Source organism: Streptomyces sp. PTY087I2, from assembly GCF_001687325.1.
Taxonomy (GTDB): domain Bacteria; phylum Actinomycetota; class Actinomycetes; order Streptomycetales; family Streptomycetaceae; genus Streptomyces.
On record NZ_LZRD01000021.1, the window covers coordinates 1 to 14124 of the forward strand.

General features: G+C 67.7%; 11 protein-coding genes. 8 read left to right on the plus strand and 3 right to left on the minus strand.

Annotated features, from left to right (window positions below):
- Positions 1–168 precede the first annotated feature (168 nt).
- Positions 169–765 carry a hypothetical protein gene (locus A3Q37_RS23140; protein ID WP_065487548.1) on the minus strand — a complete coding sequence of 199 codons (597 nt, stop codon included), beginning with the start codon at positions 763–765 and terminating at the stop codon, positions 169–171.
- A 289-nt stretch (positions 766–1054) separates the two neighbouring features.
- On the opposite strand from A3Q37_RS23140, the gene A3Q37_RS23145 reads away from it, so the two are divergent.
- The 3 genes from A3Q37_RS23145 (at position 1055) to A3Q37_RS23155 (ending at position 4526) form a co-directional block, all read left to right on the plus strand.
- Positions 1055–3094: a hypothetical protein gene (locus tag A3Q37_RS23145; RefSeq protein WP_065487549.1), complete on the plus strand. Its 2040-nt coding sequence runs from the start codon at positions 1055–1057 to the stop codon at positions 3092–3094.
- A 31-nt stretch (positions 3095–3125) separates the two neighbouring features.
- Entirely contained in the window at positions 3126–3752 is a 627-nt protein-coding gene (locus tag A3Q37_RS23150; protein WP_255311912.1) for a hypothetical protein, read from the plus strand.
- A 78-nt stretch (positions 3753–3830) separates the two neighbouring features.
- Complete coding sequence (locus A3Q37_RS23155; protein WP_065487550.1) at positions 3831–4526, plus strand: haloacid dehalogenase type II; 696 nt, start codon at positions 3831–3833, stop codon at positions 4524–4526.
- Between the two features lie 31 nt (positions 4527–4557).
- On the opposite strand, the gene A3Q37_RS23160 is transcribed toward A3Q37_RS23155, so the two are convergent.
- Positions 4558–6189 (minus strand): hypothetical protein, encoded by a 1632-nt coding sequence (locus A3Q37_RS23160; RefSeq protein ID WP_065487551.1) that lies wholly within the window; start codon positions 6187–6189, stop codon positions 4558–4560.
- 470 nt (positions 6190–6659) lie between these two features.
- Between A3Q37_RS23160 and A3Q37_RS23165 the strand changes: the two genes are divergently transcribed.
- The 5 genes from A3Q37_RS23165 to A3Q37_RS36875 all read left to right on the plus strand — a co-directional run bounded on the left by A3Q37_RS23165 (position 6660) and on the right by A3Q37_RS36875 (position 13849).
- A complete protein-coding gene (locus A3Q37_RS23165) occupies positions 6660–7148 on the plus strand; it encodes a hypothetical protein (RefSeq protein WP_065487552.1) in 489 nt (162 codons plus the stop codon).
- 1656 nt (positions 7149–8804) lie between these two features.
- On the plus strand, positions 8805–10100 hold the full coding sequence (gene mycP / locus A3Q37_RS23170; RefSeq protein ID WP_255311913.1) for a type VII secretion-associated serine protease mycosin: 1296 nt from the start codon (positions 8805–8807) through the stop codon (positions 10098–10100).
- A gap of 1 nt (position 10101) precedes the next feature.
- Entirely contained in the window at positions 10102–10539 is a 438-nt protein-coding gene (locus A3Q37_RS23175; RefSeq protein ID WP_065487554.1) for a hypothetical protein, read from the plus strand.
- A gap of 41 nt (positions 10540–10580) precedes the next feature.
- On the plus strand, positions 10581–12992 hold the full coding sequence (locus tag A3Q37_RS23180; protein ID WP_141693601.1) for a DUF6571 family protein: 2412 nt from the start codon (positions 10581–10583) through the stop codon (positions 12990–12992).
- Positions 12992–13849 carry a hypothetical protein gene (locus tag A3Q37_RS36875; RefSeq protein ID WP_141693602.1) on the plus strand — a complete coding sequence of 286 codons (858 nt, stop codon included), beginning with the start codon at positions 12992–12994 and terminating at the stop codon, positions 13847–13849. Before A3Q37_RS23180 ends, A3Q37_RS36875 begins: the two co-directional genes overlap by 1 nt.
- A gap of 10 nt (positions 13850–13859) precedes the next feature.
- Here A3Q37_RS36875 and A3Q37_RS37320 read toward each other — a convergent pair whose 3' ends face one another.
- Entirely contained in the window at positions 13860–13997 is a 138-nt protein-coding gene (locus A3Q37_RS37320; RefSeq protein WP_176711488.1) for a hypothetical protein, read from the minus strand.
- Positions 13998–14124: the final 127 nt, after the last annotated feature.

The window sequence follows — 14124 nt, forward strand, 5'->3', positions numbered from 1 at the left end:
CGGCGGCCAGCCGGCGCGGCCACCCGGGCCCCTGCCGATCCGGGCGGGCACTCCTCGCCCCTGCCGGCCCGGGCGGCCCGCGGCCGGCAGGGGTCCGGGCGGGCCGTGCCACGGCGAGCAGGAGCCCCGGGCGGCCCCGGCCCCCCGTACCGGTCGGGGCCGCCCGGGTCAGACCCCGCCGAGCACCTCGTTCCCGAACACCTTCCACGGCGACATCTCCACCGCGTCCATCACCGCCAGCTGCGGGTGCCGGGCCGCCGTCTCGTCGCGTACGGCGACCGTGTCCGGCCAGGCGTCGAGGTGCGCGGCGCCCTCGATGACGACGCCGTCCCAGTCGGTGGCGGCCGTCGTGCCGGCCCGGTCGACGACGAAGCCGATGCACAGCACCGAGGCCCGTCCGACGGTCCGCCGGATGGCGCCCACCGCGTGCTCCCGCTCCGGCTCCGGCAGCTCGCCGACGGAGAACTCGACGGCGACGACACCGGCCCGGGCCCGCCGGATGCGCACCATGAGGTCGAGGCCCCCGTCCGTCCACAACCGGAATCCGACCTCGTGCAGCCGCTGGAGCCCGGCGAGGGACAGCAGCTGCTCGCGGGTGACGGGCGAACGGGCCCCGAGGGACGCGGAGTCGAGGCTGACGAGCACGGTGCGGCCGGTCACCGGGTGCACCGGACGGAGCCCCTCGGCCTCCAGGTCGCCCAGCAACGTACGGGCGTCGAGGCGGGTCCAGCCGAGGTGGTACGAGTAGAAGAATCCGGCACCCATCGACGCCCACCCCCATCGCTCTCGTCTTCGCGATCGCTGTCGCCCTCGCTCGGCGTCGTGGTCGGCGACCCCGGGCACTCCCGAGCGTACTGAGCGACGGTTGGGGCTGCGTGGGCCCACGGACCCACGGTCGGCCCCAAGCGGAACGGCCACCGGGGCCCGCCACAACGCGCGCGGCACACCCCGGACTTGGGCCCGTTTTTGGGACCGGGGACCCGGGCCGTGGCGGCTTTTCGGCCGTACGCTCTCGGCCGTCGGCAACACGCGCGGGTCGAGGAGAGGGTGCACCGTGAGCGGTGACGGGGGCGGAGGCCGGGGCCGGGCCCGGGGAGACCGGAGCGCGGGGCACCTACCGCTGGGACGCCACGGCATCGCCGGTTCCGGCGTCCCGTACCAGTCCCAACAGGGCAGCCGTTTCTTCGCGTTGACCCGGAGCTGGGTGGTCGGCGGCCTGGTCTACCTCGCCCTCGGGTTCGTCATGAGCCGGGTCCTGGTCGATCTGCTGGCCACCGAGGCGCGGCTGGAGACGTTCGGCTGGCGGCTGGCCCTGCTCCACCTGCCCGCCCTCGTCGTGACGCTGCTGACGGTGCTCGCGGCGACGCGCGTCCTCCCCGAGGAGCACCGCGAGTCCTCCCGCACGGTGTATCTGCTCGCGGCCCTGACCGTACCGCTGGCCGGACTGCTGTACGGCTTCGCCGTCGCGGGGGACGTCGTCGGGATCGAGGGCGTGCTCATGCCGGCCGTGTCGCTGGCGGCGGGCGCGGCGTCGGGGGTGGCCGTCGACCGGCTGCTGGAGGAGCGCGCCACGCGGACGCCGGAGCCGCCCCGGTACTCGTACAACTGGCGGGACGGCGGCGCGACGGCGACGGAGTACCTGGGTCTCGTCGTCCTCGTCACGATGCTGATCGGCGCGATGGCGATGGCCGGGGTCGGCGGCAAGATCGGGGACCGGCTGCGGTGTGCGATCAGCTCGATGGCCGGTGGCGGGGGCTCCTGCTCGTCCGGCGGCCAGGACCCCGAGGCGAAGCCGAAGACGGACGCGGACTACGAGCCCAAGATGTGCCAGGTCTCCAGCATCTCGGACACGGCGGGCGGCAAGGTCAAGATCGGCTGGTTCGAGTGGGGCGAGGAGTACGGCTTCCAGCAGAAGGTCTCCCAGGCGAGCACCGATGTGAACGGTGACGGGAAGGTCGACGGCAACGACAAGGTCGTCTCGATGACGTTCACCGACGCCGCCTCTGCCGGGGCCACCGCCAGCACGCCGGGCGTCAAGCTCGGCAGCCTGGGCAAGGCGGATGTCGACATCGGCGGCGGCATCAAGATCACCAACGGTGACACCTGGATCTTCGCGAGCGAGGAGGAGGCTCAGCAGATGCGGGACGACATCGAGGAAATGAAGATGTGGGAGACCTCCACCAAGCACAGCGGCGGCTACGGCGGCGGCTGGTACTCCGCGATGAAGTGGGCGGAGAAGAAGGAGGACATCGAGAAGAAGATCGGCGACAAGAAGATCTCCTACTCGACCGTCGGCCTCAACGCCTACGCGGACGGCGGCCTCTCCATCAAGGGCGGCGACGAGGGCGAACTGGGCGCGAAACTCGGCGGCAAGGCGAAGTTCTCGCCCGAGGTGACGATCACCAAGGACGACGTGAACGGCAACGAGTCGTACACGTACACCGCGAAGCTCGAACTGGAGGGCAAGGTCGGCGGAAACGTGGGCCCGGTCAAGGGCACGGTGGGCGGCAAGCAGAACCGTACCGGCGCGATCACCGTCACCCGCGACCAGAAGACCGGGAAGATCGTGCGCATCGACATGACGCAGACCGTGGAGAGCGGCTCGACGTCCGGCAAGGTCGAGGTCGGCGGCGACAACGGCGAGAGCGGCCAGGACAAGCGCGGCGGCAAGGGCAGCGCGACGGACTCCTCGGGCGAGACCGGCATCGACGTGGTGACGAACTCGATCGTCTTCGGCAAGGACACGGACGCGGCGACCGAGGCCAAGCGGGCCATCGCGGAACAGTGGCTGGACGGCTCCGGCAACAACACGGCCCCCTTCGAATACCTCTTCGGCGACCACGGCATGGAGAACCGCCCGGCCGGCAACGACCCGTTCGAGCAGCTGATGTTCGAGGACGGGCTGTCCAGCACCCTGCGGTACACGGGCGAGAGCGACGCCCAGGAGTTCGGCTTCGAGATCTCCCTCGGGATGAGCCTCGGGTTCTCCCTCTCCACGGAGGAGAAGAAGGAGACACTGACGGACGCACAGTTCCTCGGGGCCCCGCGGGGCGACGCGCGCACGTATCTTCCGTACAGCTACTGCGCGAACTGAACGGGTGGTGACGGAGTCGATGAGTACGACGATGAGTGCCGGGACGCGGACCGTGCGGAGGCCTCTGCGGCGGCGGACAGCCACCGCGGCGGTCACGGCGGCGGCCGTCGTGGCGGCGGCCGTGCTGCTGGCCGGCTGCGGCGGCGACGGGGGCACGGCCTCCGTACCGGAGGGCTGGGGCACGTTGAAGACCGACAGCCTGAGCGTCGGCTACCCGAAGAACGAGGGGTACGCGGAACAGCCCGCGGCCGAACGGGCCAAGGCCAACGCGGCCGTCGCGCTCAAGGAGGAGAACGGCATCCGGACCGGCATGGTCTCGGTCCAGCTGAACTTCGCCACGGGCGTCCACGACGCGGCCGGGGCGGCGGCAGCGGCGGGCGCGGGCATCGGCCTCAACTCCACCCGCAAGGCGACGGAGGACGTCCGCCTGGCGGGCCCGGACGACGCCCCCGAGGCCCGCGAAGCCCGCCGGATCGACTACGACTTCACGGCGGACGGCCAGGAGGACACCCCGAACAGGGGGACACCGATGACCGGGGTCCTGGTCGCGGGCGTGGACTCGAAGGGCGTCCCGTTCGTGGTGCGTCTGAACGCGGTGAAGGACGCGGTGGACGCGGAGGACCTGGACGCGTTCGTGGGGTCGATCACGGTGAAGTAGGGCATGGAGAGGGGCGCTTGGGACGTTGTTCCCTCTGCCAGACCACCTTCTGGGCCACCTTCTGGAGGAGACCTCGCCATGGCAGAGCTGACGATCGACGCCGTCGTGTTCGATGTGCTGGGCACGCTCGTCGACGAACCGGCCGGACTGCGCACGGGCATCCGCTCGCTGGACCCCTCCGCGGCCCTCGACGGCCCCGGGACCGAACGGCTTCTGCTGCTGTGGCAGCGGCACATCGAGCGCGAGCAGCGCCGCATCGTCGACGGCGACCGGCCCTACCTCCCGAGCGACACCCTGGACCGGGAGGCCGCCGAGGTCGTCGCGCGGGCGGCCGGAGCGGAGGACCCGGACGCCGTGGAGTCGTTGGCCCGGGCGGCCCGCCGCCTGCCGCCGTGGCCCGACACCGTGGCGGGACTCGCCCGCCTCGCCGAGCACTTCCCGCTGATCGGCCTGTCCAACGCGAGCCGGACGGCACTGCTGGAGCTGAACGCCCACGCCGGGCTGCGCTGGCACCAGGCCCTGTCCGCGGAGGACGCCCGTACCTACAAGCCGGATCCGGCGGTCTACCGACTGGCCGTCACCGTCGCCGGGCTGCCACCGGAGCGCCTGCTGATGGTCGCCGCCCACGCCTGGGACCTGCGCGGCGCACAGGCGCTGGGCCTGCGCACGGCGTATGTGGCCCGCCCGGTCGGCGACCCGCCCACGTCCTCGGACCGCTTCGACCTGTACGCGAAGGACCTGGCGGATCTGGCGGATCAGCTCGGGGTGTCCTGAGGCCCGAGGCTCCGGGGATGCGTTCCGCTTCTCAGGTCAGCGGGCACCCGAGCGGGAGGACGCGTTCGGTGAGCCTGCCGGTGAGGTGGGTGTCGGTGACGTCGGCCTCCGCCAGCCAGTCCAACTCGGCCAGCCGGTCCACGAGCCGCGACAGGTCGCCGGGGTCGACGGAGCACCAGGAGGACAAGGTGTCCAGGGCGATGCCCTGCCCCCCGGGTCCCAGGCGTCCCTCTCCGTCGGAGCCGGTGGCCAGGGCCAGGGCCAGGAGCCGTACGTCGGCCTCGGTCTTGCCCTTGCGGAGCTTCTTCTCCCCGACGACCCGCTGGGCCCATCCGCTGAGCTTGGGGCGCAGCTTCCTGCCGAACGTGAACGGGCCCGGGTCGTCCTCGTCGGGTGTCAGGGACGGCACGGTGATCCGGGTGGGGTTCTCCGGGCGGGAGGCGATCAGTTCCTCGACGGTCCCGGAGATGCCGAGCCAGCCCGACTCCACCAACTGCCCCACCAGATGCTCGGGGTCCTGGAGGGGCAGCCCCTTGATGTCCTGCCCGACGAGGTTGCCGACCCCGGACTGGGCGGTGCGCAGCGTCACCATCACCACCAGCAGCCGCGCCTCGGCTCCGGGCAGGGGGGCGTTCTCGGCCACGTGGGCGAGGACGGCTCGGGCGTGGTTCCACTGCGCGGGGGCGGTCAGCAGCCGCGCCACGGCGGGCCCTTCGCCGTCCGGGGCCTGGCCGATGCGGTGCAGATGCTGGAGGCGGGCGGTGGCGGCGGCCTGTTCGGCCCGCTGGGCGTCGAGGCGCAGCCCGGTGTCGGCGGTGACCTCGGCCCAGGCGTGGAAGGCCTCCGCCTTACGGGCGTGGAGATCGGCGAGCATCTCCAGGTCGGGTTCGGTGCGTGCCTGGTAGGCGCGGAAGAGCTCGCCGAGCTCGGTGAGTTCGTCCCGCAGCGTGACGGGCCGCAGGTCGTGCGGGACGAGGCGCTGCGCGATCCTCCCGCGCGGGGGGCGCCTGCGCATGGGCCGCGCGGACCGGGGAGCCGCCCTGGGGTCGGACCGGGGATCGGACCGGGGCGCCGACGACTGCTGCGGGACGGCGGTCCCGGGGGCGCCGTGCGAGAAGTACGGGCCGATCGCGGACATGGCCGGCGTGGGGGCCCCGGGGGCTGCGGGGGCCCCGGGGGCTGCGGCGTCGGCCCGGAGCCCGTCGGCCCGGAGCTGGTCGGCCCGCGCCGGCCCTTCGGAGGCCGGTGCGGTGGCGACGACCTTCGCGGTGGGGTGGGCGGCGGCGCAGCGCGAGCAGCACTCCATGACCTGCCACCAGCGCCCTTCCCGGTCCGTGACGACGGCCAGGACGACCGCTCCCCCGCACCGCCAGGGCATGGGCCGCTCTCGCGGTCCGGCGGGCCGGATGTGCGTATGGCACTCCTCGGCCCGACAGGCGCAGTACACGGAGGGGCGGGGGGCCGGACCGGCCCGCAGGTGAGCCTTGAGGTGCGCGATCGCCGCCGTACGGCCGGCAGCGGCGGAGGGCAGCACCTGCGCGGCGCAGGCCGGGCGGCTGCACGAGACCCGCACGTCCGCACGCCCACGGCCGACGGGGTCCAGCCGCACCGTCCACTTGCGTCCCGTCACGCGTTCGTTCGTCGCGTGGGCCTCCACACCCATCACACCTTCCTCGACGACTATTCGTATGCGCACCACGGCACCCACCTGTTCTGTGCGTACGTCAGCGGCGCGCGGCGTGTCACAGTCTCCTACGCCGGGCAGTCCGGATTCCGGCCCACAACACAAACGACGGTCCACCGTTCGGGTGACGGCCACGGCGAGGATGTGGCCGGATTCCGGCCCTGACGAGGGCCTCAAACCGTTCCCGCCCCGCAGCGTGACCATCCGCTGTCCACGTCCAGAGGTTCTGCACTCCCGTGACTGCACGTCAGCGTGCCCGGCCGCCTTCCCTGGTCGCGGCAGCGAAACTCCCCATCCCTGCTGCTGGCAGAAGCGACAGGCCGGACGGGCTCCTCCCTGGGCAAACTGGCTCAATGTGCCTGCATTCTGGCTACGTTGCTCCTGTGAATCGCCTCCGCCCCTCGTCCTAGAATGGCCGCAGGGGCATTGGCTGTACGGGGAGGTGTGCTGTGGCGCACGGGGGAGACGGGCCGGCGGCGTCGGAGGCGGGGAAGTCGTTCGACAGCTTGTACGCGGTGAACCCGCAGCAGGCCTTGGTGATCGAGGCCCAGAAGATGAAGACCTTCAAGAAGAGGGTCGACGATCTGTTGATCGCACTCGACGGCTCGGAGGCCGCTCCGACCCGGATGGGCGGCGGCCGTTTGTCCCGCGCGCAGCTGGGTGCCGCGGAGTTCGGTGAGGCGCAGTTCCTGTACGAGTCGTACACGGTCGTCCACGACGAGCTGGAGAAGCTGTCGAAGGCGCTGGGCGCGCAGATCGAGGGCATGGGCCTGGCGGTCCATTCGTCCCGCGTGGGTTACGACAACGTCGACCAGGACATCCGCGACCGCATGAAGGCGATCAATGCGGAAGTCGAGTCGCTCTACGACCGGGAACGGGACCCGTTCGTGGAGGCCGCGCCGAAGGGGAAGAAGGCGGACAAGGAGGCGGGCTTCTGATGGCCGAGGGGACCGGTGGCAAGAGGCCGCAACCGCGGCGTACGGACTTCGAGTCGATGACGCACCAGCAGCTGGTCTCACTGATCGCGTCGGCGAGCCCGTCGGGTGCGTCGATCCTGTCGACGAAGCTGGCCCAGGCGTCCTCCACCATCACGAAGATCGGCGAAGACCTGAGGGAGTACGTGTCGGGTCTGCCGTGGCACGGTGAGGGCGGTGACGCGTTCCGCTCCTGGGGCGGGCAGACGGCCGCCGCGACGTTGCGGCTCGGGGAGTACAGCAAGGGCGCTTCGCGGTGGATGGAGTTGGTCGCGGAGGCCATCAGCGAGGCGAAAGCGGCGATGCCGCCGGTGTCGGAGACGACGCGGGCCCAGAACGCGCTGGTGAGGGCGAAGGCCGCGTACAACGTGGCGATCGACCCGGCCAACCGCAACGACCCGGACACACGAGGACTGGCGCGTTCCGCGCAGGCGGACGCGGCGTCGGCGGAGGCCCGGATCGACGCGGCACGGGGCGAGGCGGCGCTGCGATTGCGGAAGCTGGCGCAGACATACGAGTTCAGTGCGCAGCAGGTGAACGCGGCGACCCCGCCGACGTTTCCACCGCCGGCGATGTACATGGACGGGTGGCGGCGCGAAGTTTCGTACAGATCGGTTCCGGGTGAGGGACCAGCAGCATCCGCAAGGGCGGTGGCCGGTGCGGAACCCGTGACTGCCCCGACCAGTCCCGTGCGCCCCGACACGGTTCCTGTGCACCCCGACAGGGTGGCCGGTGCGCCACGGCCCAATTTGGGCCTATCCCCGGAACAGCACTCGCTGGTAGAGCCTCCGACGCGTACGGAGATCGACAGCCTCACGACCTTGCCTCCGGCCACACCGCCGTCTCCGGCCACGCCCCCGGCAAGCCTGCCGCCGGCCGGCACCTCTGATCCCCGAGGTATGCCGCCCGCGCCCGTGCCTCCTGTGCTGGGCATGGGCGCTGTCAAGCCTTCCGCGCCGGCCACGCCTCCCGTGACAGGCCACCCCGGCCAGACCGGTGCACGGCCGCCGTCCCTGCCCACGCAAGGGCCGGTGGGCCCTGGTGGTCCGGCGCGCCTGCCGCGAGACAACGGAATCATCGGCGGGCGCCCGGTGCCGCCGAGCACGACCGGCCCGGGGCAGGCCATTCCACGCGGTCTGGCCTTCGGCGGGGAGGGGACTCCGGCCGCTCGGGGCCCGATGGGACACAACCCCGCGATGGGGGCAGGGAACGGCACCACGCGGCCAGGTGTACCTGGTCGCAGCCGTGGCTTCGCCTCCGAAACGGGCGGAATCGTCGGAGGGAGCCACCAGCGGGCTGGTCGGCCTGGGTCGAACCCGCTCACGCCGAGAGGTTCCGGTCCCCTGCCCGGGTCCTCTCCTCGACAGAACACTTCGGGTGCTGCGGTGGGGAGGGGAGGAACGGCGACGACTCCGGCCTCCAATTCGTCGGCCCGCCGACGTGACAGGCAGGGCGGAGCTCGGCCCGACTATCTCGCCGAGGACGAGGACGTCTGGAAGCAGAACGGACGCCGTGTCGTTCCCCCGGTCGTCGAGTGACATCCTGCACCGAATCCGTAAGAGGTACGAGATGCATACCAAAAGGCAGTCCGCCCGGCTCCGCCACGCTCTGACGGTCGGCATGGGCCTGGCGCTGGCGGGTGTCGCGACGGTCCCCGCACACGCCGAAACCGTCCGGGAACAGCAGTGGCATCTCGACGCGATGCATGCCGAGGAGATGTGGAAGACGAGCACTGGAGAGGGCATTACGGTCGCGGTGATCGACTCCGGCGTCGACAAGAGCGTGGCTGACCTGCGCGGTCAGGTCCTGGACGGCGTCGACTATTCCGGCGAGGAAGGCGACGAGCACACGGACCAAGCAGGACACGGCACCGGCACGGCTGCCCTCATCGCAGCAACTGGAGCGCGTGGCAAGGACAGCGGCTCTTATGGTCTGGCTCCTGGCACGAAGATCCTTCCCGTCAAGATGCCGTACGGGAAGCAGGGGGCGCTGTGGACCAAGAGCCAGGCGAAGAAGTACGCAGCGGACATGGCCCTGGCCATCCGTTTCGCTGCTGACTCCGACGCGAAGGTCATCAACATCTCCATGGGGGGCTGGGACGCGGACTATCCGGAGTTGAACACTGCCGTGAAGCACGCTCTGGAGAAGGGTAAGTTGATCTTCGCGGCGGCCGGCAACAGCGGCGACGTCAAGAATGAGAAGGAGTACCCAGCCGCGACTCCGGGTGTCGTCGGCGTGGCCGGCGTGGACCGGAACGCCAAACCGGTCAAGGACTCTCAGTGGGGCTCCCAGGTCGACATCGCCGCCCCCGGCAAGGACATGGTCAGCGCCTGCGCAGGCGGGACAGAGCTCTGTGACGGAACCGGCACAAGCGGCGCCTCCGCTCTCGCGTCCGCCTCCGCCGCCCTCCTCTGGTCCCAGCACCCGGACTGGACCAACAACCAGGTCCTGCGCGTCCTGATGCAGACGGCCAGCGGCAATGAGAAGGGGCTGAGCCGCGACGACGTCATCGGCTACGGCGTTGTACGCCCCCGGATCGCGCTCACAGACCCGGGCGATCCGGGCCCGGCTGACGAATACCCGCTCCCCGACTTCACCTACGAGGACGCCAAGCCCCCATCCCTGGAGCCCTCCAAGCCTGCGCAGGGCGCTGCCCAGCCGACGGCCGCGGCGACCGCGTCCAACGACGACAGCAACGCGCCGACCGCTTGGATCGCCGGCGGCATCGGCACCGCCGTTCTGCTCAGCGCGGCCGTCGCTGTTCTGGTGGTCCGTAACCGCCGTGGCCGCGCAGGGCCCTCTTCGGCCATGCCCCCGACACCGTACGGGGGACAGCCGCCGGCCTTCACGCCGCATCAGGGCGTCGATCTCCGACCGCCACACAGCACAGACCACAACCACAACGGGAGGGCATGAAATGGCTTGGGACCAGGAATGGCAGGAGATAAAGGCCGCAGTGCGTGAGCGTGAGCCCGCGTCGACGCAGCTGAATCAGCTCGCCCCTGGTGGCGGAGGGGGCAGTTCACCCGATCAGGTCACAAGCCCCGCTCGAAATAAGGCAGCGAGCGAAGCGATCAACAAACATCTGGAGCCCTATGTCAAAGACCATGGAAACGACGCCGAAGAGAGCACAAAAACAGCGGTGAAGGAGTTCGGCCCCAGAGACGGTGACGGCTGGGACACCGCTGCCGGTCTGAAGAAAGCACATGCCACGTGGAAGAAACAGGTCACGGCACTGAGGGGCCGTCTGCTCTACGAGGCGAACGGGTTGCTGAAGACGTCAATCGATCTGCGGAACGACGACATCGGTATCGCCGCAGGCATGCGACCGAAGTCCAATATCGACAGTCTCTGACTGCTTCCGAGGGGGGAACTGTGCCTACTTACTACGAAGTCATGCAAACAGACCTGTCCAAGCTCACTGCTGCTGCCGACGAGTGGGAGGCGATGGCAGGTAAGTTCAAGAAGCTTGAAGATCAGTACAGAAAGAATATTCACGGAGTGACTGTGGACGGTTCATGGGTGGGCCTCAGTGCGACAGCCGCCAATGAACACTTCAAGGTGACGCTACGGGAACTTCAGGCAGCTCAGACGGAAGCAAAAGCGATCGCCGCACTGGTGCGCGACGCATACTCCCAGTTCGTGGACCTTCGAGGCAAAGTGCAAGCCGCACGAGCCGATGCCATCGAGGCCGGCATGAAGGTCTCGGCCCAAGGGGCCGTCTTCTTCGACACCGAGAAGCTAAGCCCGAGCAACCGCAGTGCTTACCAGCACGACCCGAGCTACCAAGAGTCCGGCCGAGCCGAGGCAGCCAAGTGGGAGCAGGCGATTGATCGCGCTGTCAAAGCAGTCACAGACGCCGACGCCGGTGTCAAGATCGCGCTCAACGCAGTCGTCGTCGACACCGACGTGCTTGACGGGACGATGAATGGCTTTAACGCGAAGGCCAAGAGCGACATCGAGAAATACGAAGCCGACCAGATGGCGGAGATTTCCACACGGATCAATTCAGGGACAGCAACTGCCCAAGACCTCAAGGAAGCGGAGCGGTCATTGCGCGACAACTCCGGAAACAAGGTCTACAGCCAAACGCTTCTCAATAGCCTGGGCCCTGACGGAACTATCAAGTTCACAAACAAGCTCAACGATCTTGCCTATTTCGACGACAAGGACCGAAAGAAGAACTATCTGACCCTTCAAAAGGGCTTGTCCACATCGCTGGCCGTCGCCACTCGGGTTCCGGATTTCGGGGCAGACGGCAAACCTCTTCCGCCCGGATCGAAGCAGGAAACCCTGGCCATCGGCTCCAGGCCATACGCCGAGGCGGTCAAGAACTGGAGGACGACTGGGGACGCGAAATTCTACAACAATTGGCTTAACGGCATGAAAGAGGTCGGAACGAAAGAATATGACACCAAGGCAGTAACTGAGCTCACCGAACTTCAACGCTCCGACGATAAAGCCCACGGGTACCAAAGCCTCGTCACCATGATGCAGCAAGGGGGCGACTACAGCGGAACATTCCTGCACGACCTGGCAGATGATATCCGGCGAGCGGAGGACCCCAAACAGAAGGGCAATCCAGATATCTGGGACATCGGGGCCGAGTACGACGGAAGGAACAAGAAGAATGGCGGGGGCTGGTTTGCCAACGACCCCATGGACGGCGTGCTCGGCTTGATGAGCAAAGATCCCGACACGGCCACCGCCTACTTCGACCCGAAGGGATTCCAGTTCAGTGACAACTCAGGCTCTGGAGATGGTGCAGTAGTGCAGCACGGGAGCGACCGCCTTAATTACCTTCAAAACGAAAGGGATTGGGAGGTCGTCGGCGACATCGTGTTGACCCACAAAGACCAGGTCTCGTTGAGCGTTCCGGACGCACAGGATGCTGACAGTGGAATCGGGTTCGGACTCGCGCTCGAGGCGGCGGCGACCGGCCGCCCACCGGGTACCGCAGACGTACCCGAGGGCTACGAAAGGCACTCTGCAGCGCAATCTCGCGTCTTCGAGGAGATAATCAGGTCCTACGCGGAATCGGCAACCTCAGAGAGGCATGGTTCAGTAATCCCTGAAAACATGCGGCAGAATATGGGAAATATCGTCGCCCACTACCCGGATGACATCCATCAGATCCTCGGAAAGAACGCCGATTTCTCCAGCCCTGAATATTCAACGAAACCGAATGACCTAAATGTGAGTAATGGCGAGCTCACGCGATTCCTTCGCGAAGCATCTGCGGATGGTGGCGCATATCGAACGATCCACGACTCGCAAGTCGGCGTCATTGCGCAGGAAATAGACGGTCTCTCGAAGGGCGATCTGACGATCAGGCCTGGTGCCGAACAGGCGGACACCGCCATGGGTGTCATGCGGGAGTCTGGATACGTCATGGGCACACTGGACCAAATCCGTGCCGACGTCCTGACCGACAACAGGGACGCAGAAATCTCTCAGAATAATTGGAACAAGGCTTACCAGTACCATCTTTTTGGTGCACCGGTGACTGGCCTACCGTTCTTCGGTGACGGAATACAACGCATGATTGACATCGGCACAGGAAAGGAGGCCGAGGAACTCAATAATGCTGCGACCGGCAGAGCCCGGGAAGAGCTAATTAAATATTACGACGAGAACGGATATCCGCGACTCAACAGAATGCTCAGTCGTCATATTTCAGAGGTGGGCATACCACCGGAACAGGTTATGGAAAAGGGGAGTCGCGTATCTGAATTGACTGGCACCGCCAGGGGTGCGTACGGTGACGGGCTCGATTCTGCCGACGGATCCACTGGGGAGCAGGGGTAATGAAAAACTCTAGGAATCACAACCGGACAACCCGGCGCCTCTTCGTCATCATTTCCGCTGTCAGCGCCCTGGCTGTGGCTGGAGGGATCTCCTTCTTCCTCCTGGGCGGTGACGGAGAGGAGACAAAAGATCGCGAAGAGAAGCTCTGCTGGAGTCTGGTGCCGGCCGAGAGTCACAACTCTACCGGTTCACTGAAGGATTGTGGCGACGCGCTGGAAGTTGCCATGACCGGGAGCCCGGCGGGCCAGAAGAAGCCAGACGATAATGTCGGCATGCTCGACTCCGAACATGCAGCGGTCACCGAGAATGTAGTCAAGACGTACGCCGACCCCAAGGTCGCTGCCATCCCTGGCGAGATCCGCGGGAATCTAGCGAACGCACTCACATATTACTCCAGCGACATTCACGAAATTTTGAGCATTCAGGTTGATTTTTCTAGCCCTGAGTTCTCTACGAAACCCAACGATCTAGATATCGAGCGGTCGGACGTCAGCGGCTTCATCGCGGCGATAGCCAGAGACAGCGAAGCATTCGATGTTGTTTACGACGCACAAATGCGACACGTTGCACATGAAGTCAACACTCTCACTCGCGCAGAGCTGACTCGTAAACCCAGCGGCAACACCGACCGAGCTCGCGGAGTCGCTCGTGCAGTCGGTGCTTCCGCAGGAACGCTGTACGGAGCCCGAATCACAGGTGGCGACAAGGAGACGGACGCCATCTCGTCCAGATACGGCTGGCCACACCTGGAGAAGCTTCTTCAGGCGCGCTGCAACCAGCTGGACGCCCCGAAAGACTCGGAGCGAGTTCAGGAGATCTATTCTCTGGCAAGGTCGTCCTTCAACGACTGGGATTAGCCTCGACCCTTCAGGTGGTGGCCAGGTCGGACTTCAGCGCGGCCCCGCGGTCGGCGACCGGCTTCGTCGTCGCGAACAGCTGGTCGGCCTCGGGGGCCTTGGAGGAGGCATGCCGGCCAAAACACCCCCGGCGCTCGAAGCTCGGCACCCGAGACCCGAGCGCCGGGGCGGGGCGTTCACTCTTCCGGGGGTACGTGAACGGGGCCCCCGCCCGAAGCTCGGGACCCGGGATCCGAGGGCCGGGACGCGAGACCCGGGATTCGAGCTTCCTTGGT